Source organism: Olivibacter ginsenosidimutans (assembly GCF_039542865.1).
Lineage (GTDB): Bacteria > Bacteroidota > Bacteroidia > Sphingobacteriales > Sphingobacteriaceae > Olivibacter > Olivibacter ginsenosidimutans.
In genome coordinates this window covers 59453-82289 of sequence record NZ_BAABIQ010000035.1, presented here as the reverse complement: position 1 = coordinate 82289, position 22837 = coordinate 59453, and the positions used below count along the sequence as shown (strand labels likewise).

The 22837-nt window shown below is 39.3% G+C and carries 18 protein-coding genes; 9 read left to right on the top strand and 9 right to left on the bottom strand.

Annotated features, from left to right (window positions below):
• Nucleotides 1–43: 43 nt before the first annotated feature.
• The 4 genes from ABD930_RS12145 (at nucleotide 44) to ABD930_RS12130 (ending at nucleotide 4479) form a co-directional block, all read left to right on the top strand.
• Complete coding sequence (locus ABD930_RS12145; RefSeq protein ID WP_345231995.1) at nucleotides 44–1000, top strand: formylglycine-generating enzyme family protein; 957 nt, start codon at nucleotides 44–46, stop codon at nucleotides 998–1000.
• A 29-nt stretch (nucleotides 1001–1029) separates the two neighbouring features.
• Entirely contained in the window at nucleotides 1030–2346 is a 1317-nt protein-coding gene (locus ABD930_RS12140; RefSeq protein ID WP_345231994.1) for a Gfo/Idh/MocA family oxidoreductase, read from the top strand.
• A gap of 5 nt (nucleotides 2347–2351) precedes the next feature.
• Nucleotides 2352–3422 (top strand): FAD:protein FMN transferase, encoded by a 1071-nt coding sequence (locus ABD930_RS12135; protein ID WP_345231993.1) that lies wholly within the window; start codon nucleotides 2352–2354, stop codon nucleotides 3420–3422.
• Between the two features lie 136 nt (nucleotides 3423–3558).
• On the top strand, nucleotides 3559–4479 hold the full coding sequence (locus ABD930_RS12130) for a hydroxypyruvate isomerase family protein (RefSeq protein ID WP_345231992.1): 921 nt from the start codon (nucleotides 3559–3561) through the stop codon (nucleotides 4477–4479).
• Nucleotides 4480–4572: 93 nt separating this feature from the next.
• Here the strand turns inward: ABD930_RS12130 and ABD930_RS12125 are convergent, their stop codons facing one another.
• From ABD930_RS12125 to lepA, 3 genes are all read right to left on the bottom strand, one after another.
• Nucleotides 4573–4992 (bottom strand): hypothetical protein, encoded by a 420-nt coding sequence (locus ABD930_RS12125; RefSeq protein ID WP_345231991.1) that lies wholly within the window; start codon nucleotides 4990–4992, stop codon nucleotides 4573–4575.
• Nucleotides 4993–5064: 72 nt separating this feature from the next.
• Nucleotides 5065–5946 carry a bifunctional 5,10-methylenetetrahydrofolate dehydrogenase/5,10-methenyltetrahydrofolate cyclohydrolase gene (locus ABD930_RS12120; RefSeq protein WP_345231990.1) on the bottom strand — a complete coding sequence of 294 codons (882 nt, stop codon included), beginning with the start codon at nucleotides 5944–5946 and terminating at the stop codon, nucleotides 5065–5067.
• Between the two features lie 83 nt (nucleotides 5947–6029).
• Entirely contained in the window at nucleotides 6030–7817 is a 1788-nt protein-coding gene (lepA, locus tag ABD930_RS12115; RefSeq protein ID WP_345231989.1) for a translation elongation factor 4, read from the bottom strand.
• Between the two features lie 131 nt (nucleotides 7818–7948).
• Here lepA and ABD930_RS12110 point away from each other — a divergent pair, with 131 nt between their 5' ends.
• A complete protein-coding gene (locus ABD930_RS12110; protein ID WP_345231988.1) occupies nucleotides 7949–8833 on the top strand; it encodes a fructosamine kinase family protein in 885 nt (294 codons plus the stop codon).
• A gap of 108 nt (nucleotides 8834–8941) precedes the next feature.
• Nucleotides 8942–9169 carry a hypothetical protein gene (locus tag ABD930_RS12105; protein WP_345231987.1) on the top strand — a complete coding sequence of 76 codons (228 nt, stop codon included), beginning with the start codon at nucleotides 8942–8944 and terminating at the stop codon, nucleotides 9167–9169.
• 85 nt (nucleotides 9170–9254) lie between these two features.
• Here the strand turns inward: ABD930_RS12105 and ABD930_RS12100 are convergent, their stop codons facing one another.
• Complete coding sequence (locus ABD930_RS12100) at nucleotides 9255–11360, bottom strand: heavy metal translocating P-type ATPase (RefSeq protein ID WP_345231986.1); 2106 nt, start codon at nucleotides 11358–11360, stop codon at nucleotides 9255–9257.
• A 143-nt stretch (nucleotides 11361–11503) separates the two neighbouring features.
• Here ABD930_RS12100 and ABD930_RS12095 point away from each other — a divergent pair, with 143 nt between their 5' ends.
• Together ABD930_RS12095 and ABD930_RS12090 are read left to right on the top strand one after the other, a co-directional pair.
• Nucleotides 11504–12376, top strand: a complete 873-nt coding sequence (locus ABD930_RS12095; protein ID WP_345231985.1) for a helix-turn-helix domain-containing protein — start codon at nucleotides 11504–11506, stop codon at nucleotides 12374–12376.
• Between the two features lie 13 nt (nucleotides 12377–12389).
• Nucleotides 12390–13280 carry a mechanosensitive ion channel family protein gene (locus ABD930_RS12090; protein WP_345231984.1) on the top strand — a complete coding sequence of 297 codons (891 nt, stop codon included), beginning with the start codon at nucleotides 12390–12392 and terminating at the stop codon, nucleotides 13278–13280.
• Between the two features lie 34 nt (nucleotides 13281–13314).
• Here ABD930_RS12090 and coaA read toward each other — a convergent pair whose 3' ends face one another.
• The 5 genes from coaA to lpdA form a co-directional block, all read right to left on the bottom strand.
• Nucleotides 13315–14271, bottom strand: a complete 957-nt coding sequence (gene coaA, locus ABD930_RS12085) for a type I pantothenate kinase (RefSeq protein ID WP_345231983.1) — start codon at nucleotides 14269–14271, stop codon at nucleotides 13315–13317.
• Nucleotides 14272–14482: 211 nt separating this feature from the next.
• On the bottom strand, nucleotides 14483–14890 hold the full coding sequence (locus ABD930_RS12080) for an OsmC family protein (RefSeq protein WP_345231982.1): 408 nt from the start codon (nucleotides 14888–14890) through the stop codon (nucleotides 14483–14485).
• A 24-nt stretch (nucleotides 14891–14914) separates the two neighbouring features.
• On the bottom strand, nucleotides 14915–16147 hold the full coding sequence (locus tag ABD930_RS12075) for a nucleoside recognition domain-containing protein (protein ID WP_345231981.1): 1233 nt from the start codon (nucleotides 16145–16147) through the stop codon (nucleotides 14915–14917).
• 163 nt (nucleotides 16148–16310) lie between these two features.
• A complete protein-coding gene (locus ABD930_RS12070) occupies nucleotides 16311–17366 on the bottom strand; it encodes a patatin-like phospholipase family protein (RefSeq protein WP_345231980.1) in 1056 nt (351 codons plus the stop codon).
• A 68-nt stretch (nucleotides 17367–17434) separates the two neighbouring features.
• On the bottom strand, nucleotides 17435–18823 hold the full coding sequence (gene lpdA / locus ABD930_RS12065; RefSeq protein ID WP_345231979.1) for a dihydrolipoyl dehydrogenase: 1389 nt from the start codon (nucleotides 18821–18823) through the stop codon (nucleotides 17435–17437).
• Nucleotides 18824–19597: 774 nt separating this feature from the next.
• On the opposite strand from lpdA, the gene ABD930_RS12060 reads away from it, so the two are divergent.
• On the top strand, nucleotides 19598–22834 hold the full coding sequence (locus ABD930_RS12060; protein WP_345231978.1) for a TonB-dependent receptor: 3237 nt from the start codon (nucleotides 19598–19600) through the stop codon (nucleotides 22832–22834).
• Nucleotides 22835–22837 lie beyond the last annotated feature (3 nt).

Genomic DNA, 22837 nt, shown 5'->3' with positions numbered 1-22837 from the left:
ACTATCAATTATACAAAAGCTTGGAGACCATTATAACAAAAAAATGAACAAACAAAACATCTTCTTATCACTATTAACCGTTTTAAATCTATCCGCTTACGCACAAAACCTTTCTGATTATAAGCAAACGATCGATGGAACTAACTTAAGCTTCGAAATGAAAGCCATTCCGGCCGGGAAATTTAAAATGGGAAGTGAAGAGGGCAAAGCGGATGAAAAGCCAGTACATGATGTAGCAATAGACGGTTTTTGGATGGGAACCTATGAGGTTACATGGGATTTATTCGAACCTTTTCTCTACAAAGATTTTGAAGTTACCATAAGTTCAAACGGAAAAGTACCTGCCCATGTGGACGCCGTAACCCGGCCAACAAAACCGTATTTAGATATGACCTTTGGTATGGGTAAAGAAGGGCATCCAGCTATTGCTATGACGCATTATAATGCGATACAATTTTGTAAATGGCTGTATGAAAGAACAGGGGTTTTTTATCGCTTACCTACTGAAGCCGAATGGGAATATGCTTGTAGAGCAGGAAGTACCAGTAAATACGCTTTCGGAGATGACGAGGGGCAGCTAGGTGATTATGCCTGGTACTTGGATAATAGCGATGGTACCACCCATCAGGTAGGGCAAAAAAAACCTAATGCTTGGGGTCTTTACGATATGCATGGGAATGTTTCGGAATGGACTTACGACCAATATGATGCTAACTTTTATGCTTCATCAGCAGCAAAGAATCCGGTTAATAAACCAACATCCTTATATCCACACAGTGTTAGAGGAGGTGCTTATGACGATGATGCTACGGCCTTACGTTCTGCAGCACGCTTAGCATCAGATCCTGCATGGAAACAACTTGATCCTCAAATTCCAAAGAGTAATTGGTGGTTTCCCGAGGCTCCTTTCGTAGGTTTTCGCTTGGTGAGGCCTGTAACTCCTCCTTCAGAAAGTGAAATCAAGGCCTATTATGACCAAGCACCTATTCCTGACAAATAATATCAGATAAAAACAAACAATAAACCAAAATGAATACATTAAATCTTCAACGACGCGATTTCTTAAAAGCGTCTGCTGCTATTGCTGGTGGCACCATGTTAAGTAGTTTGCCTTTAATGGGCTATTCTTCCGTTAACGACACCATTAAAATAGCTTTAATTGGCTGTGGTGGGAGAGGGTCTGGGGCTATTGACCAAGCGTTATCCACCAAATTCAATGTAAAACTTGTTGCTATGGCAGACGCCTTTAAAGATCGTCTGGATGATTGCTTCAAAAATACTTCTGAAAAACATAAGGAGAAAGTTGATGTACCTGAAGACCATCAATTTATTGGTTTTGACGCGTATGCAAAAGCAATCGCTCTTGCTGATGTAGTTATTTTGGCAACACCTCCCGGGTTTAGGCCAATTCACTTTGAGGAAGCGATTAAACAGGGAAAACATGTATTTATGGAAAAACCGGTAGCAGTAGATGCTCCTGGTGTGCGAAAAGTGCTGGCTGCAGCAGAAGAAGCTAAAAAGAAAAAACTAAACGTTGTTGTCGGCTTACAGCGTCGATATCAGCTGAATTATCGCGAAACTATCAAGCGTATTCAAGACGGAGCTATAGGTGATATTGTGAGTGGACAGGTATACTGGAACAGTGGTGGGGTTTGGGTGCATCCGCGCAAACCGGAGCAAACCGAAATGGAATACCAAATGCGCAATTGGTATTACTTCAACTGGCTTTGCGGCGATCATATTGTCGAACAACACGTGCATAATATAGACATTGCCAATTGGGTTAAAGGATCTTATCCAGTTTCCATTCAGGGTACAGGAAGTCAAGCGTGGCGTAAAGGAAAAGACTATGGTGAAATTTACGATAACCATGCGGTAGAGCTTACTTATGCAGACGGTGCTGTAATCTACAGCCAATGCCGTCACTTTGAGGGAACCAGCAACCGGGTGGACGAGACTTTTCAAGGAACTAAAGGCCGTACGTTTTTATCAGCAAGCAATGTCGGTAGGTTATGGGATTGGAAGGGGAACATGCTGTTTAATCATCCCACAAAAGGACAAGCTAACCCTTATCAAACGGAACATGATGAGCTTTTTGAAAGTATCAGTAAGGGAGAGTATAAATTCTGGGATGCAGAAAGGGGAGCGCTAAGTACATTAACAGGTATTATAGGCCGATATGCCACCTATTCTGGACAAGTTATCAAGTGGGAAGAAGCCTTAAATGCAAATAATTCGCTTATGCCTGATAACCTGGCATGGGATGCTAAACCAAAGGTATTACCGGATAAGAACGGTCTTTATCCCGTGGCTCAACCCGGCTTATTCCAATGGGATAAAGCATAAACAAGATGTATCCGAAGCAGAACAGTACAGGCATATCTTTTATACGGTTGAAATATGGTATTTTAACCGTATTGGCTGGCCTGTTTTGCTCTTTTTCCTTAGCAGATAACAAGGAGGATGAGCAACGATTCCAAATCAGTGGATATGCACAAGGTACCACCTATCAAATTAATTATTATAGCTCTTCAGAAGCGATTAGTAAGCAAACAATAGACCTTATATTAGCTGGTATCGACAGCTCCATGTCCATCTATAAATCTTATTCTCAAATTAGTCAGTTCAATAACAGTGAAGAAGGAATATTAATAGACCATAAATTTCGTACCGTAATTGAGAAATCATTACAAATTTTTCATGATACAAAGGGCTTATTTGACATAACTGTTGGCCCCTTGGTAGCGGCATGGGGTTTTGGTACAAAAAATATTAATTCGTATCCCGATAGTGCAAAAATTGCTTCTATAAAAGCCTGTGTAGGCACCAATTTTCTGGAATTAAACGGGAATTTTCTTCGTAAAAAGAAACCATGCGTCAATATTGATGTAAATGGTATAGCACAAGGCTATAGTGTCGATGTAGTGGCCGATTATTTATTGAAGCAAGGGATTAAGCATTTTGTCGTAGAGATTGGAGGTGAGCTGCGCATTCATGGAAAAAAACCTGATGGCAGTTTAATGCGAATCGGTATTGAGGGGCCAGCAAATGATGATGATGAACCCATTATTAAACACATCGTTGGGTTAAGTAGCGGTGCAATCACTACTTCGGGAAACTATCGCAAATTCAGAAAAAACGGTTCAACGAAAATCACTCACCTTATCGATCCTAGGACCGGTTATCCATTAGCCAATGAGCTCATCAGTGTTACCTTGTTTGCTCAAGATGCAATTACGGCAGATGGCTATGATAATGCTGTTATGGCCATGCACCTAGAGGAGGCACTACAGTTTGTGGATCGCCACCCTTCATTAGAAGCATATATCATTTATCATGACAAAAAAGGGAATGTGGCTGATACCATGACCAATGGATTTAGACAATTGTTAATTAAAGAAGATATAGGACATAAGATATAAGATACACGATTGAAGTGAAAACCTTTTGGGGTTTAAGTGCAATGTTTTACGTAAATAAATCTGCCAATCGGTTTTTTACTTTTTAATTTGTTCTTATCTTGATACTTATGCCTTATTACATAATACTTAAAAGAAAATGAAAAGAAACGAATTTTTACAAAAAGGATTGTTGGCTACCGGCGCATTAATAACGGGCAGTTCGCTTTCTGCCAGTACTAAAGCCGGTACAATGACTGCTGATGGAAAGCCATTTAACTTAAACTATGGTCCGCACGATGGTCAATTTAAAAACCTGGCTGGAAACAGTTTCCTAGATCAGATTCAATTCATGTACGATCAAGGCTTCAGGGGGATAGAAGATAATGGCATGTCAGGAAGACCCCCTGCCGAGCAGGAAAAAATAGGTAATCTCTTATCTAAATTAGGAATGGCAATGGGGGTTTTCGTGTTAGATAAAGGCGGCAATGGTGCCAATACGTTGGCTGCTGGTAAGCAAGCACATGTGGATATATTTTTAAAAGGTTGTCAACAAGCAGTTGAAGTGTCTAAACGCTGTGGTGGAAAGCTAACCACTGTAGTTCCTGGAGATTTCTCACGAAATCTCTCCATAGAAATTCAAACCGCTAATGTTATCGAAGCATTAAGGCGTGGTGCTGAAATTTTAGAACCGCACGGCATTACGATGGTACTTGAACCGTTAAGTGATACACCTGATTTATTTTTAAGAACATCCAATCAAACGTATCTTATTTGTAAAGCCGTAAATAGTCCTTCTTGTAAAATATTATACGATATTTATCACATGCAGCGCAATGAAGGTGATTTGATTGCGAATATCGAACGGACATGGAGTGAAATTGCCTATTTTCAGGTAGGGGATAACCCGGGAAGAAACGAACCAACTACCGGAGAAATCAATTATAAAAACATTTTTAAGTATTTACATCAAAAAGGTTATAAAGGTGTTGTGGGCATGGAACATGGAATTTCAGGGAAAGGGAAAACAGGGGAAGAGCGGTTAATTGCTGCTTATCGTGAAGCAGATGCATTTATGTAATTGAAAAATATCTAAAAAGTTGTCATTTCGATGGTAATAAAATGACAACTTTTTAGATGCTCCCTTTAGATTGCATATGGGCTATTCAAGTCTTTATTTCTTCGAGGTGTCCTTTTTCAAACTTTCTTTGACATCTTTATAGCCTTCCTTTGTTTTATCAGCCACTTTATTCGCTGCATTCTTAATATCCTTACCTGCGGATTTTGCAGCATCACTTACGTCTTCTTTGGCTGATTTTACATCTTCTTTGATGTTTTGTCCGGTTGTTTTCGCATCTGCTTTTGCATCTTTAGCAGCAGCATTGATGTCCTCTTTTGCACGCTGGCCAGCTTCTTTCACAGTATCGATTCCATTATCAATTTTCTGACCGATAGTAGTGGTATCCGTCATATCCATGGTATCATCCATCATAACTGTATCCGAGCTACCGTTATTCTCGGTATTTGCAGAATTATTACAAGCAGCAAAGGAAATGCCTATAGCAGCCAAAGCCAATAAATTCCATCTTTTCATAGTTTTTGTTTTTTATTAAAACAATAAACAATTAAAGTGCCAAAGAGTTTGAGCAGTGCTTTTGCTTAATTTTTAAGGATAAATGGCATGCTTAGCAGCGGCTAATGTATTTTTCAATAAACCAACGATCGTCATGAGCCCTACGCCACCAGGTACTGGTGTAATATAGGATGCCTTAGGTGCTACAGATTCAAAATCGACATCGCCATATAATTTATAGCCTGACTTCGTCAGTGTACTTACTTCACGATTGATGCCAACATCAATAACGACAGCACCTTCTTTTACCATATCAGCCGTAATGAAATTTTTCTTTCCGATAGCTGCGATAATGAGGTCTGCCCTTAAAACCTCTTCTTTTACGTTTTTGGTTCGGCTATGTGTTAGCGTAACAGTGCAATTACCCGGTTGCGTATTCCTGGCTAACAAAATACTCATCGGACTGCCCACAATATTACTTCTTCCAACCACTACGGCATGCATACCCGTTGTCTGTATCATGTAATGATCCAGCATCAATAGAATGCCATAAGGTGTTGCTGGTATAAAGCAAGGTAAGTTTCGTTGCATGCGTCCTAGATTAATTGGATGAAATCCATCAACATCTTTTCGATAATCAATAGCCTCTGTAATCTTCTCTGGATCAATATGCTTCGGTAAAGGGAGTTGAACAATTAAACCATCTATGCGATCATCCTGATTAAGTTCTTCTATTTTTTGGATTAATTCCTCTTGAGAAATATCATCTTCGTATCGGATATTAGTCGAGTCAAACCCAACTTGCTTGCAGTTGCGCATTTTGCTTGCAACATACGTCTCACTTCCGCCATCATGACCAACTAATATAGCCACTAAATGTGGTTTCCTACCATTAGAAGCTAGAAATTCAGCCGCCTCAGCCGCTATATCCTGTTTTATCTTTTCTGATACGAGTTTACCGTCTAGTAATTGCATATTTTTTAGTTATGAGTTGTCAGTTACCCGTTACGAGTTCTCTAATGTGCTCACAACGCACAACTCGCAACACACAACTTGCTTTAGTCTAACTTCAGCACGGCCATAAATGCGGATTGTGGAATCTCCACATTTCCTACCTGACGCATGCGTTTTTTACCTTTTTTCTGTTTTTCCAATAATTTCCTTTTTCGGGAAATGTCGCCGCCATAACATTTTGCGGTTACATCTTTACGCAAGGCCCGCACATTCTCACGGGCAATAACTTTCGCACCGATAGAGGCCTGAATAGCGATTTCAAATTGTTGTCTAGGTAACAACTCTTTTAATTTTTCACAGATCTTCTTACCGAATTCATAAGCATTGCTCCGGTGAATAAGGGAGGATAAGGCATCCACCGGCTCGCCATTCAAACGAATATCCAGTTTAACCAAATCCGATTGTTTATAACCAATTTGATGATAATCAAACGATGCATAACCCTTAGAAATGGTCTTTAATTTGTCGTAAAAATCAAATACAATTTCACCCATTGGCATTTCAAATACCAATTCCACTCGGTCTGCGGTAAGGTAGCTTTGATTGATAATTACGCCACGCTTTTGGATACAAAGCGACATTACAGGTCCCACAAACTCGGCTTTCGTAATAATATTTGCTTTTATATAAGGTTCTTCAACAAATTCCAATTTGCTCGGATCAGGAAGGTCTGAAGGATTATTTACCTTTAAGGTTCCGTCTTTAGTGGTGTGTGCAATATAGGAAACGTTTGGTACTGTTGTAATCACCGTCATGTCGAATTCCCGTTCCAAACGCTCTTGAATAATCTCCATATGCAGCATTCCTAAGAAACCGCAACGAAAACCAAAACCGAGCGCGGCAGACGATTCTGGTTCAAAAACCAGCGATGCATCGTTTAGCTGTAAGCGGTGCATGCTTTCGCGGAGCTCCTCAAAATCTTCTGTATCTACCGGGTAGATTCCTGCGAACACCATCGGTTTAACCTCTTCAAAACCCTTTATCGCTTCTTTACTAGGTCTGTGAACATGCGTAATGGTATCACCCACTTTAACTTCGCGAGCCTCCTTTATTCCTGAAATGATATACCCAACATCTCCGGTGCGGATAAGCTCTTTAGGCACTTGATTTAATTTCAAGGTACCGATTTCATCGGCTACATATTCTTTTCCCGTTGCGATAAATTTCACTTTATCATTTTTCCGGATTTCTCCATTTTCTACCTTAAAATACGCCATGATTCCGCGGAAAGAGTTAAATACCGAATCAAATATTAAGGCTTGTAGAGGTGCTTCCGGATCACCAACTGGATGGGGGATACGTTCAACAATAGCGGCTAGGATTTCCGGTACGCCCAGTCCCGTTTTGCCCGAAGCCGGGATAATATCCTCACGTTTTCCGCCAATCAAATCAATGATTTGGTCCTTAACCTCTTCTGGCATAGCACCAGGCAGATCCATTTTATTTAAGATGGGAATAATTTCCAAATCATGTTCTAATGCTAAATATAAATTAGAGATGGTCTGTGCCTGAATACCCTGTGAAGCATCCACAATAAGTAAAGCTCCTTCACAAGCAGCAATTGAACGAGATACCTCGTACGAAAAATCAACATGGCCAGGGGTATCGATTAAATTTAATATATAGTCTTGCCCATTATAGGTGTAATTCATTTGGATGGCGTGACTTTTAATCGTGATTCCACGTTCACGTTCCAGATCCATATTATCCAATAACTGGGCTTGCGCTTCCCGCTGGGAAATCGTATTTGTATATTCTAATAGACGGTCAGCCAACGTGCTTTTACCGTGATCGATATGTGCAATGATACAAAAATTGCGGATATGCTTCATGTAGGCAATTTGCGAATTAATGGGCAAAGATAAAGCTTTAACGGTAGCTTTCCTTACAATATTTTTGTTTTTTATAGGATTTAATGATTATCTACTATATTTAACCTTGCGTTTATAAAAAAGGACAACCCATGTTTTTTTCTGCAGAGTTTCTGAACCATATAGAAGCTGTTATTGGTAACTTGATTGGTACAAATTTTCGTTTAATCTCTATGTTGCCCGTATCTGGCGGCGACATTAATGAAAGTTTTCGTATTCAAGGTCAACAACAGTCTTTTTTTTTAAAAGTCAACGATGCTGATCGCTTACCACATCTATTTGTATTGGAGCGTGAAGGCTTGAAATTGCTTCAAAAAACGGGTGGTGCCGTTATTCCGGATCTGTTGGTGGCCGGACAATACAAACAAGACGCCTTTCTGTTAATGTCTTGGATAGAAAAAGGTGAAAACACCTCTTCAGCGCAAGCCAATTTAGGTAGAATGTTAGCCTTTATGCATAAGAATACGCAAGACTTTTTTGGACTGGATTACGATAATTATCTGGGGGCCTTGCGGCAACAGAATACACCATACAACAATTGGGCAGACTTTTTCATTGAAGAACGCCTAAAAAAACAATTAGAGCGGGCGGAGGCAAGCGGTATCGCCGATATACATTTGCTACGTAAATTTGAACGGTTATGCTCAAAAATCCCAGACCTGTTTCCTGCTGAGGCACCTGCTTTGCTACATGGAGATTTATGGAATGGAAATTACCTCGTAGATGATAAAGAGATTCCTTTTTTAATCGATCCAGCAGTTTACTATGGCCATCGGGAAATGGATTTAGCGCTTACTCAACTTTTCGGCGGATTTGATTCAGCGTTTTATGAGGCATATCAGGAGGTTTTTCCCTTAGAAAAGGAATGGCAGAAAAGAATAGATCTATGTAATTTATATCCATTGCTTTTTCATGCCAATGTTTTTGGAGGGAATTATATCCGTCAAGTGGAGGAAATAGTAGATAACTACCTTTGATCAGTTCATCATCCAAACGTACTATACAGGAAACGCCAATTAAAACAAACAGGTATTTAATTTGTTCTGTTTAACTACGTAAGCGTTTGTTTATTTAAAGAAAATAATATGGAAAAACTAGTAAATGAATTGATTCAGAAAGCAGGTCTTTCTCCGGAATTGGCACAAAAAGCATCTGTTGTCGTGCTGGATTACATAAATAAGCATTTACCTGATTCGTTAAAAGGGAAAGGTGAAAGTATACTGAATGGGAATTTCGACGTTCAATCCCTTTTAGGTAATAAAGAGGGGGGAGGCGATAGCCTGGTCGATAAAGCTAAGGGGTTATTCAGTTAAACCCGCTTTAGGCTTTAAGCTTTAAGCAGTAAGCTTAGGGCCTATTGCCTAAAGCTTATGGCTTACTGCGTTACCCACTAAAGCTTCACAATCGCTTAAACTTCAATCGTATAGAATTACCAATAACCACAACATCTGAACAGGCCATTGCTAATGCAGCCAACATCGGGCTCAAGAAGCCAAAAGCTGCCAGCGGAATAGCAAACACATTATAAAAAAATGCCCAGAACAAATTCTGCTTAATGGTTAACAACGTATGTTTACCTATTTTCAGTAAAGTAATAATAGACTTTAGCTCGTTGTTTAATAACACTACTTTTGCTGATTGTATAGCAACCTGACTGGAATTACCTAAGGAAATGCCCACGTCTGCTGTGGTAAGCGCAGGTGCATCATTAATGCCATCGCCAACCATTGCTACTTTTCCTTTTGTTTTCAATTCCTCAATAATGGTTAATTTATCTTGAGGAAATTGCTCCGCATAAACCTGATCGATACCAATTGTTCTCGCTAAGGCGATACATTTTTCTTTTCGGTCTCCACTTAATAAAACAGGTGTAATCTGTTGTTCTTTTAACGTTTGCATTAGCATAGCTGCATCAGGTTTTAGCTCATCTTCCAAGGCAATTTTTGCTATTAATATGCCATTCTTCAAAAGAAAAACATCGAAGCCTTCAGCATCTGTGCGGTTAGTTACCAATTGTTTCGAGCCTATCTGATAGCTATTCCCTTCGCTATCAACTGCTTTAATGCCAAGTCCCTTTTCCTCTTTAACTTGTGTAAAAATAAGTTTCGCTTTCGGTTTATCCTGAAACGCTTTTACCAATGATTTCGCAATGGGGTGACTAGAATAGCTTTCCAAGCCATACACCATTGCTGCTAGATCTTCGTCGGGAAGTGTACTATCCATCAAACGCACAGAAAAGTTACCGGTAGTTAGTGTGCCTGTTTTGTCAAAAACCATATAACGTAAATCGGTCATTTCCTCAACCGTATCACCACCTTTAATGAGCACACCATTTTTAGCACTGCGGCCAAGACCAACCATAACTGCAGTGGGTGTAGCAAGCCCCATAGCACAAGGACAAGAGATAACCATTACCGCTATCGCGTTCATGAGCGACTGGCGAAAACTTAAATCAAACGCAAAGTAAGCAAGGAAAAAAGTTAACAGCGCAATACCTATTACTACTGGAACAAAGATAGCGGCTACTTTATCGCCCAAACGTTGGATAGGTGGTTTAGCTGCCTGTGCACGCTTCATTAAATCAATAATCTGCGCCAAAACCGTTTTGTTTCCCACCTTAGTCGCTGTGATCCGAAGGCTTCCACGTTCTATTAAGGTACCTCCAATAACCGCATCATATTTATGTTTCTCTACCGGTACACTTTCACCGGTTAACATCGATTCATTAATTGCAGCTTCACCCCAAATGATATCACCATCGGTCGGAATCTGGTCGCCTTCATTAACCAATAGAATATCGCCTACATGAATATCTTTAGCATCAATTGTTTCTGTCGTTCCATCAAGTACCCGTATGGCTTTTGTATGCTGAATTTTTATCAGATCCTTAACCGCAGATGTCGTTTGGATAACCGAACGCTTTTCAAATACGTTTCCCAGTAATACTAACGTAATGATGGTAGCCGTAGTTTCATAAAAGAGATAACTCGGTCCAAGCGCTAATAAAGTACCGATCAAACTGTAAACAAAAGCTGAAGTAGAACCAACAAAGATTAGCACATCCATGTTGGGCACACCACCTTTGATAGAGTTTATGGCACTTTTACCAAAGTAAGCACATCCCAAGATGAAGACGGGTAAACACAACGCTAACTGTACATACGGTTGGTGTAGCCAGTGAAAAGGTAAAAACATATGGAGGAATAGGGGGATGGTAAACACCAAAGCAAAGAGAAATTTATGCTCAATTTCGCTTAAAAAGCCGCTCTTGACTTCTTGGTTTTCTTGTTGGACTTTAAATCCCAAACCTTCAATGGCATCAATTACCTGCGGTAAATTGACCTCATCATGACTTGTAAATTTCACTTCTTCATTAGCAAAACTTACAAAAACATTGGCATAGCCCTTTTTTTCCAATAATTTATGTACCGATAGTGCACAATTATTGCAATGCATACCCGTCACATGAAGCTCAACTAATTTATCCTGTTCTTGCTTTTGCATAGTCAACTTAATCTTTCGTCAAACGACATTACTCCTTTCCTTACAAAGGTAAGCCTATGGCCTTTAGCTCTTCATAACAAACCAAGGTATAAATGGTACTTATACAGGATTTTTTATAAATTAGCATCCTTATTTGTTTTGGTATGCAGGAATCATCTAAGCAGCACATTCCCATTTACAATGGTGCTATAGCATCCAAAGGGCATCCGGATGCTTTTGATATTGTAAAATTGGCTTTTGGTCAGGATCGGTATGAAAAAACCAATCATCCACACCGACATGACCACTACACGCTGCTTATATTATGTGAAGGATCTACCAAACAATTTATTGATTTTAAAGCGTATGAGGCCAAGGATGCGGCTTTATTATTTATACAACCAGGCCAGGTACACTATGAAGTTAATCCAGGTTATGCGAGCATGTATGTCATTACCTTTACCAATGAATTTATGTTTTCGTATACAGCGAATAACCATTGGACACAAGCCTTTAACACGAATTTATTGCCTTTAAAATCAGAAGAATTAGGCGAGTTACTTCCTTTTCTCTATTTATTACAGCAAGAATTTTCAGCCTTTAAACAAAAAAAAGCCATAATTGCCTTACTTTTTTTGGCGATGCTGGAAAAAATAACTTTATTTATCGCCTCTCATAACCCAACGGAAAATAGAAAACGCTACAGTAAATTGATGCATCAATTTATGGAATTGGTGGAAACGAATTTTTTGACTGAAACAAAAGTTACAGATTATGCAGCTAAATTATTTATTTCCGCCGGACATTTAAACGACATCGTTAAAGAAATGAGCGGTACCAATGCTAAGGCGGTGATTGATGAACGACGGGTTTTGGAGGCCAAACGCTTACTCTTTTGGACACAATTGCCAATACGGGAGGTCGGTTGGAAAATTGGTTTTGAAGATCCAGCTTATTTTACCCGTTTCTTCAAAAAACATACCGGTAAACTTCCCGCTGCCTTTCAACGGGATATCCAGCAAACCCTACAACATTAAGCTAGATAAACCCATGAATAGTCAGCAAGAATATATCAAACAAAGCATCCATTTAAAAAAGGATCTGCTCATTTTGGTTATAAAGATCATTGTATTTATACCCATTACCTATTCCCTCGTCGCAAATCAGGATTATTATACCCATAAACCGGTCATCGGACATCTGGTATATGCCCTAAATGTTTTTTTATCAAGTAATATTTTGATTTCAAGCACCCGTATTATCCTATTATCTTGGTACAAAAGACGGTCGCTCTATTTTCATACCAGTTCAAGAGGGAGTTTCGTTTTAGGGATCAATCGCATCGCCTCCGTATTAAATGCCATTGTTATTATCTTTAGCGTTATGCTCGCTTTTAACATAAATCCCAAAGATTTTCTGACCAGCATTACCATCGTTGCTGCTGCTATTGCACTCATTTTCAAAGATTACATCACCAATATGATCAGCGGTTTGATTATCATGTTCTCGGATCAGCTAACCCTAGGGGATTATGTAAAGATAGGAGATTATCAAGGGCAGATTGTCGATATTACGCTCGTAAATATTGTGATTAATAATGATGATGACGACATTGTTATGGTTCCAAACAACTTTGTATTTACCACTAACATTGTTAACCAATCATTTCAAAATTCACGAAAGGTCAGTGTTGAATTTGAATTACCCACACAGTATACCATGGATCGTGAGGACCTCAAAAACCTGCTCAACGATCTATTGAATAAGCATAGTAATGAAGTGCTTGAGAATAGCATGAAATTAAAAATACTTACCGTGCAGAAAGATGTGGTGAAGTATAAGGTGCAGTTCACCTTAACCAATCTGGGGAAAACGCAATCGCAGTTTATCAAAAATATCGTATTGAACGAAGTACTGAAAATTGGAAAGGAAAACAATTAGCTAATAACTAAATTAGCCAATGATCCAATTGAAATCAAACCTTTCTTAGTTTCACGCCCTTTACAAAATGATGGCTTCCCTTTTCGAGTATCAGATTGGCTCGAAAACGTGTCGGGAGGATGTTTTTTATTAAGTTAGGCTTATTGATTAAATCCCAAATATTAGCGGCTATAGCTATAGCTTCTTGCTCTGATAAGGTTGCATAACGATGAAAATAGGAACTTGGATTTTGAAAGGCTGTTCGTTGCAACTGCTTGAACCGGGAAATATACCATTCCAATAAATTTTTTTCATTGGCATGTACATAAATCGAATAATCAAAAAAGTCGGATACAAAGACTTGCGGCCCTTGATGTTTTTCACTAAGATTTACCTGTAAAACATTGATTCCTTCTACGATAACCACATCTGGATTATGGATTTCTTGTACCCGATTAGGTATAATATCGTATTCCAGGTGCGAATAAATGGGTACTTCTAAATGTTCCTTACCTGCTTTAACATCTGCTAAGAAATTGATTAGTCGTTTCGTATCGTAACTTTCTGGAAATCCTTTTCTATTCATAATACTTCGCTGTTCCAACACTTTATTCGGGTATAAAAAACCATCTGTTGTAACTAAAGCAACACGGGGTTTCTCCGGCCACAAAGAAAGGACTTTCTGTAATACCCTGGCGGTGGTACTTTTACCCGCGGCCACGCTACCTGCAATGCCAATAATAAAAGGGGAACGTTTACGACCACTGTTTAAATAACCATTTTCTGCTTCATATAACTTCTTTGCAAAGTCGATATGGATATTTAATAAATGGGAGAGAGGAAAATAAACCTCTTGAATTTCGGCTAGGTTTAAAGGTTCATTTAAGGCATTTAGCTTACTGATATCTTCATCGGATAACGAAAAATTCAGCGCACCATTTAATGTTTTCCATTCATCCCTACTGATACTTATGTATGGAGCATACTGTTCTTTCTTTTCGATATCAGTCATAAGTCTCAATTAGGATTCTTGCTCGCAAACCTAATGATTCAAACGTAAAATTCAAAAGTAAAAAGTAAAAAGCGAAAAGCAAAAAGCTATGAAAAGGCAGTAGGCAACGCCAATAACAAATAACCAATAACAAATAACCAATAACAAATAACCAATAACAAATAACCAATAAAAAACAACTAATAACAAACAACTAATAACTTGTAGCAAATTAAGGTAGCAAATTACTATCGATCACAATAGGGTTTGATAAGATTTTATGCACTGGGCATAATGATGCTATCTGTAAAAGGCGCTGCCGTTGTTCATCATTAAGCTCGCCTACTAAACTAATGTGGCTCTTAATATATGTTGTTTGTTGATGGGTACTGGGCACAACATCCATTTTTAAGGTAATATTAACCTCCTGCAAGTCCCATTCCTTTCTATCCGCATACATGCGTAAGGTCATTGCCGTGCAAGACCCCAAACTAGACAGCAGCAATTCTTTCGGTCCCAAGCCTAGATCAGCACCTCCCAACGATTCTGGTTCATCGGCGATCAACACTTTCCGACCATTACTGATTTCTGTTTTGTACTTTTCTTTTCCAATACTTACGGTAACACTTAATACTGACATCGTTAAAGTTATGAGTTATGATCGTTATCCAAAAAAGATATATGCAATGATAATAGCAGCAATTATACCAGCCAATTCGGCCAATAAAGCAGCGGGTAGGGCATGTCTTGTCTTTTTAATTGCCACCGATCCAAAGTAAACTGCGAGCACATAAAAGGTTGTTTCTGTACTTCCCTGAATAACACAGGCTACACGGGCAGCGAAATTATCTGCACCCCGCTGATGCATCAAATCGATCATCAATCCTCTTGCGCCACTACCACTCATCGGTTTCATGAAAGCCACTGGCAACGCCTCGACAAAACGGGTGTCAAAACCTAGCCATCCAACGACAGCGCTAACTCCCTGTACCAAGTAATCCATCGCGCCGGAGGCACGGAAAACACCAACAGCTACTAGGATACCGACTAAATAGGGAATAATTTTAACGGCAACCTCAAAACCTTCTTTCGCCCCTTCAATAAACGATTCAAAGACATTTACGTTGCGATAAAGCGCCAAGGTAATGAAAGAGATAATAACGGTAAATAAGATAACGTTGCTGGCAACCTGTGAGATGACGTTGATCTCTTCTTGTTTTAAGGTTGAAAAATAATATAGCAAGCTACCAACAATAAGCGTTAATCCCCCAACATAAGCCAACACCACCTTATTTAACAAATTAATACGTTGATAAATAGCCGTTATGATTAATCCCACTAAAGTAGAAAAGAAGGTTGCTAATAAGATCGGAATAAATACATCCGACGGATCCACTGCACCAGCTTCCTTACGATAAGCCATAATGGTAATTGGTAATAGTGTTAAACTTGATGCATTTAATACCAAAAACATAATTTGGGCATTAGTTGCTACCTCTTTGTTTGGATTTAACGCTTGCAATTCTTTCATTGCCTTTAAACCAACGGGTGTAGCGGCATTATCAAGGCCCAACATATTAGCAGAAAAATTCATTAAGATGGAGCCCAGTGCAGGATGATTTTTAGGAATTTCCGGAAAAAGTTTATTAAAGAAAGGTCCCACTAGCTTAGCAAAAATGTTAATCATACCACCCTTTTCGCCAATTTTCATAATACCCAACCAAAAGGACATCAATCCGATTAAGCCCAATGATATCTCCGCACCAGCCTTAGCCGTGTCAAAGGTTCCATTGATAATCGTCTGGAAAATCTGTTGATCCCCTAAAAAAATGAGTTTAAATAAGGCAACAATAAAAGCAATTAAAAAAAAGGCGATCCAAACGTAATTTAAGGCCATATATTAAGTATCAAGTATCAAGTATCAAGTATCAAGTATTAAGTATCAAGTATTAAGTATCAAGACATCAGTAGATAGATATTATTTACGTGATTAGTATTACCAAGTTATCCGTATCTGTAAACAAGGATTGGTTTACTGTTCACGCATCATTATCCATACGTTAGCCACGGTTTAAAAAGCTCCAAGGTTTATTATGCGAACCATTGTTTTTTTGCTCTTCTATTAAAAAATCAGCCATCGTATCTAAGATAGCATTATTTTCACTAACCGTACGATCGCCAAGCGCAATCAATCGTTTCATATTAGAATCATCGGCTGCATCCAAGCTTTCCTGAATACTGTTTAAATTACCTGGTTCAATACGCAAATAGTCTTGTTCTTTGCCGGATGAGCGAAACAATTGATGCAAGAAAAAGTCGCTACTTTCTGCGACACCGCTCATCATAATATCAATCAGCGCAGGAACCATTGCAATGGCCCGACTTTTTTTGAAATGTTCCAGATTATACGATTTCCTTGATCTTCCTGTACCCAACGAGAAGATGTGGATATCATTGATTTTGGTCTGATTAAATGCCCGAGTTACTTCTACCAGGCCGCTGAGTGCAGGATTCGTAGCAAATACACCACCATCCAGAAGCGGATAACGCGTACCGGCTAGCGAATAAATTTCCGCTACACTGAAAAAAGTAGGAGCGGCAGAAGTTGCCCGGCAAACATCTTTTAAATAGAAATCCCGTGCGTCTCCTCGTTCTATTGCCGTTTGCTGTCTGAAAAAATGGGTTTTTCGGAGTTCGATATTATAAGCAGAAATGATACAAGGTTTGATTAGCTCGCTCAACTTGGTGTTTCCGAAATATTTTTGCAAAACACTTTCCAAGGTTGTGCTATCATAGCGTTCACTGGTTAGACCAAGGCTGGAAGTGATTCGCTTAAAAAAGCCCATTTTGAAAATGTCGTGCCCATATTTTAAATACATATCGAGCGCTTCTTTTGCCGAAAAACGAGGACGTTTAGGATTCTCTTTATTTGGGCACAGCAGTAAACAATTCAGAATTCCTCCGGTACTAGTACCCGCAAAAAAATCAAAAAAATCGACAATAGCTGCCTGCGGATTATCGGTTTTTTGTTTGAGCTTATCCTCCAAGGCAACCAGTATCATTCCCGGAATAATTCCACGAATACCACCACCATCAATAGATAAGATTTTTTTCATAAAGGTTTTTAAACAATTGACCGATGCATCAATTAGCTAATTAGCCAATTGATGCATCGGCTAATTGACTAAAGGTGTATAACCTCGCCATAAGCATCCGCAGTAGCCTCCATTACGGCTTCACTCATGGTTGGGTGAGGGTGTATAGTTTTTATAATTTCATGTCCGGTTGTTTCCAACTTACGGGCAACCACCACTTCAGCAATCATTTCGGTCACATTAGTTCCGATCATATGTGCTCCTAAGAATTCGCCGTATTTTGCATCAAAAATAACCTTCACAAAGCCATCTTTGGCACCGGCAGCACTGGCTTTACCCGAAGCAGAGAATGGAAATTTACCCACTTTAATTTCATATCCAGCTTCCTTTGCAGCTTTCTCTGTATAGCCCACTGAGGCAATTTCAGGTGAACAATAGGTACAGCCCGGAACGTTATTATAATCAATGGGTTCAACGTGCAAGCCTTTGATCTTTTCTACACAGGTAATTCCTTCGGCAGAAGCCACATGGGCTAAGGCTTGTCCCTTAACGATATCACCAATAGCATACACACCTTCTATATTAGTCTTATAAAAATCATCTACAACAACACGTCCCTTTTCTGTTTTTACACCAACTTCTTCCAAGCCTATGTTTTCAATATTCGGTGTAATGCCTACAGCCGATAGAACCACTTCAGCTTCGATGGTCTGTTCGCCTTTTGCGGTTTTTATTTTTACTTTACTAGGATTAGCAGATGTGTCAACGGCAGTAACCTCCGCGCCGGTTAAAATATCGATGCCTGCCTTCTTCAAGCTTCGCTCCAATTGTTTAGAAATTTCCTCGTCTTCCACCGGTACAATGCGATCTAGGTATTCTACAATAGTGACCTTGGTACCAATGGCATTATAGAAATAAGCGAATTCAACGCCAATAGCTCCTGAGCCTACAACGACTAATGATTTGGGTTGTTTCTCCAAATTCATGGCCTGGCGGTAGCCGATAATCTTTTTACCATCTTGTTTTAGATTAGGTAATTCACGCGAACGAGCACCTGTAGCCAAAATAGTATGTTTAGCGGTATATTCTTTTGTTGATCCATCTCCACCTTTCACTTCAACTTTACCACCCTTTTTAATTTTGGCAGTACCCATTAGCACATCAATTTTATTCTTCTTCATCAAGAATTGGATTCCTTTGCTCATGCCATCCGCTACGCCACGGCTACGTTTAATAACCGCTGTAAAATCAGCTTCGCCACCATTTACGTTAATACCATAATCGGCAGCATGCTGTAAATATTCAAAAACCTGTGCACTTTTTAACAACGCTTTTGTTGGGATACAACCCCAGTTCAGACAAATTCCACCAAGGGATTCCCGTTCAACAATAGCAGTTTTAAAGCCTAATTGAGAAGCTCTGATTGCTGCAACATAGCCTCCTGGGCCACTTCCAATTACAATGATGTCGTAATTCATTCCTATAATAATTAATTCGTTTCAATTGTACAACGAGCAGAATACCCATTATAATGTATATATCCTCGCTTAACAGATATCGCTCCCGCAAACCTAATAAAAATTCTTAGAATTGGAACATTATGCTTGTCTGTTATTCGTCATACCCTCTTTAACGGAAATGCTGTCTTTGGAATTTAAACGAAAGAAGACGATTCGACGTATATGAAGAGCACCTTTCATAAGCATTTATAAAAAAGGTTCTTTATCTAAATAAGTTTATCCAATCGGGATAATGGCACCACGTAAATGATAAAAAATAGTGTTAGACTAATAATAAAGCTGTTTATGGTTAAAATAATAGCAATAAAGCACGTAAAGTTGATGTTTGAAAGAAAAACTGTGAAGCTAAGTCAGCAATTTCAAGCAAAACAATAAATATCGGTCACTTTGTCATAAAAGATATTCAGTTTTTGTTACAAAAAAATCCTATGCACCACATTTAGTGAGAAGATTTTCATATAAACAGCAAAAAAGTTATCCACAATCAACATTTTATTGGTGAAACTATATTAAACATAATGAAATAAAACCATTTTAGGGTATATTTTTTTTCATTTTATTTAAAAAAAGCTATGTTTCACTAACATATAATCAAGAAGCCTCTGATCTTCCTAGCGTCAAGCACGTATTAAGTTAACACTAACTTAATATAAAACGTGCAGTTTTTTGATTGCATGTACTTAATTTTGCTCCGAAAAACAAACAAAAATTATCCATTAATTTAACACACACATGAAGAAGTTTTTACTTTCTTTTATTTTGTTACTCGGTGTAGCGCTTGTACACGCACAAGTGACTACGAGTAGTATGAGTGGTACCGTATTGGAATCGGATGGACAGGCTTCCATTGGCGCTTCCATTAAAGCGACGCACATGCCTAGCGGTACTGTTTATGGCGGATCAACCAATGAAAATGGACGTTTTAATTTAGCTAACATGCGGGTGGGTGGACCGTATACGGTAGAAGTAACCTACATAGGTAGTAAGCCCGCAAAATATGAAAATATCTTTTTGCAGTTAGGACAACCTTATGTACTGAATGTCACCTTAACCGGTGGAGTTGAGCTCGATGAAGTTACCGTTACAGCAGAAGGAGCTTTGAACTCCAAAAAGACGGGGGTATCAACCGCTATTTCCCGAAAGAAAATTGAAGAGATGCCTGCTATCTCCAGAAGTATTACGGACCTTACCCGTATGACACCACAAGCCAACTCTCAAGGAGATGGCTTTTCTTTTGCAGGTAGAAATAGTCTTTTCAACTCGTTGACCTTGGATGGTGCGCAAATGAATAATGTATTTGGATTATCTTCCTTGCCCGGCGGGCAAACCGGTGCACAGCCGTTCTCGTTAGATGCAATTGAAGCAATTCAAATTAACCTTTCACCCTATGATGTAAAGCAAGGTGGCTTTACTGGAGCGGGTGTTAACGCCATTACCAAAAGTGGTACCAATACTTTTTCGGGCTCAGTTTATACGTATTATAAAAATCAAGACCTACAGGGATATAAAGTAGATGGCGTTGATCTTCCTAAAAACGAAACCTACTCCAACAAACAATTCGGTATCCGTTTAGGTGGGCCAATCATTAAAGATAAACTATTCTTTTTCGTCAATGGCGAGATTACCCGTCGAACTACTCCAGGGAGTAATTACTTAGCAAACCGCGGAACTACTGGTGACAATATTTCCAATGTACTGGCAAGTGATCTCGATCGGGTTAAAGAAGTGTTGATCAGTAAATATAATTATGACCCAGGTGTTTATGAAGGCTTTGATAATGATCAGCATGCTGATAATGTTACGGCAAGGATCGACTGGAATATCGATACCAAACATAAGTTGACCTTGCGTTACAATTACTTGAATTCTTACCGGGATATTAATCCTAGCGGATCAAATTCAGGAGGTAATTTTAGAGGGCCAGGAACGACTTCGTTATTTTTCTCGAATATGCGTTACCGCCAGTACAATAAAATTAATTCCATCACTGCGGAACTGAATTCCAGTTTTAACAGCGAGATGGCTAATAACCTACAGGTGGTTTACTCGGCTTTTCGCGATTACCGTGATATCATGGGATCAAACTTTCCTGTGGTGGATATTAATAATGGTAGTAGCAATTACATTTCCTTTGGTGCGGAACCTTTTAGTAGCCTGAATGCGTTGAATCAGGATATTGTAACTTTAACCGATAATTTCAATCTCTTCAAGGGTGATCATACCTTAACCTTCGGTGGATCTGTGGGTTATCAAAAATTCAGCAACGCTTTTGCACAGTTTTATAGTGGTCAATTCCGCTATGACTCTGTAGACGATTTCATAGCTGCTGCCAATGGCGATAATTCGGTTCACCCATCTTTGTATCAACTGACCTATTCTGCCATACCGGGTGTAGCACGTCCTTATGCAGATTTCAGCATGGTGCCTATTGCTGTCTATGCGCAAGACGAATGGTTTGTAAAGCCAAACTTCAAACTAAGCTACGGTGTGCGGGCAGATGTCCCGATCTATACAGCAGATATTGCATCCAATCCTCTAGTTACGGAGATGACTTTCCGGGATGGCGAAAAATTGGATGTAGGTCAAGTGCCCAAAACAAAAATACTTGTTTCGCCAAGAATTGGTTTTAACTGGGATGTTACGGAAGACAAGTCGGTTGTGGTACGTGGTGGAACCGGCATATTCACTGGCGGGGTACCGGGGGTATGGTTAACTAACCAAGCTGGAAATACCGGATTAATGTTTGGAAACGATTATTTAACAGCCGATCCTAAAACTGGAAGAATAGTGGATAGGCCCTTTAATCCGGATCCATCGGCCTATATACCGGCTAACCCAACAACACCGTCTACGTTTGCTATCAATGCAACGTCAAGGGACTTCAAAATGCCCCAAATTTGGCGTTCCAGTTTAGGAGTTGATTACATGTTACCTTATGGTATCTTAGCAACCTTAGAAGGCATGTATACTAAATCGATTAACGAGGTTTACCATCGGGATGCCAATCTTCTAAATCCCGCAGGCCAATATTCAGGGACAGGAGATACTCGGGATTATTTTCAAGGTGGTAGCGATGCATCAAGAGTCAATAAAAACATTACCAATGCGATTGTATTAGATAATACCAGCAAAGGGCACGCTTATAACATCACACTACAATTGCAGAAACAATTCGGCAAATTTGGCGATGCGATGGTGGCTTATACCCATAGTGATGCGAAAGACATCACTTCAAGCCCAGGTTCACAAGCTAACTCGGCTTATGCCGGCAATGCGATTGTAAACGATCCTAATCATCCGGTTATTGCTTATTCTTCTTTTGTGGTGCGGAACAGAATCGTAGCTGCGGTGAACATTAATTTCAACATTACCAAAAACTTACCTTCGAAAGTCGGTCTATATTATGAAGGCCGTCCTTATGGTGATGCTTATGGCGATACCCGATTTAATTATGTGGTTTCAGGAGATATCACCAATACTGGAGGCAGATTTTCAAATAGCTTGATGTATGTTCCAAAGGATCGTAACGATATTGTATTGGTTGATATTACTGGAGATAATCCAGAAACGGCCGATCAGCAATGGACTCGTTTAGATGCTTACATTAATCAGGATAAGTACCTTAGCACAAGAAGAGGTAAATATGCAGAGCGCAATGGTGGGGAATATCCTTGGATGAACCGTTTCGATTTACGCTTCATGCAGGAACTTACCGGCTTGATCAAAGGTAACAATAGCCACAGGTTACAGGCTTCTATCGATATTATCAATTTAGGTAATCTATTGAACAGTAAATGGGGTGTAACTAAAGTTCCGTCGATGACCAATTTCCTGCAATATAAAGGAGCCGTTGACAACACCCCTACCTATACCGTTAATCAAAACTTGGGGACAACGACATTCAGAAATAATACGTCGATTGACTCCAGATATCAGATCCAGTTAGGGCTAAGATATATTTTTAATTAGGTT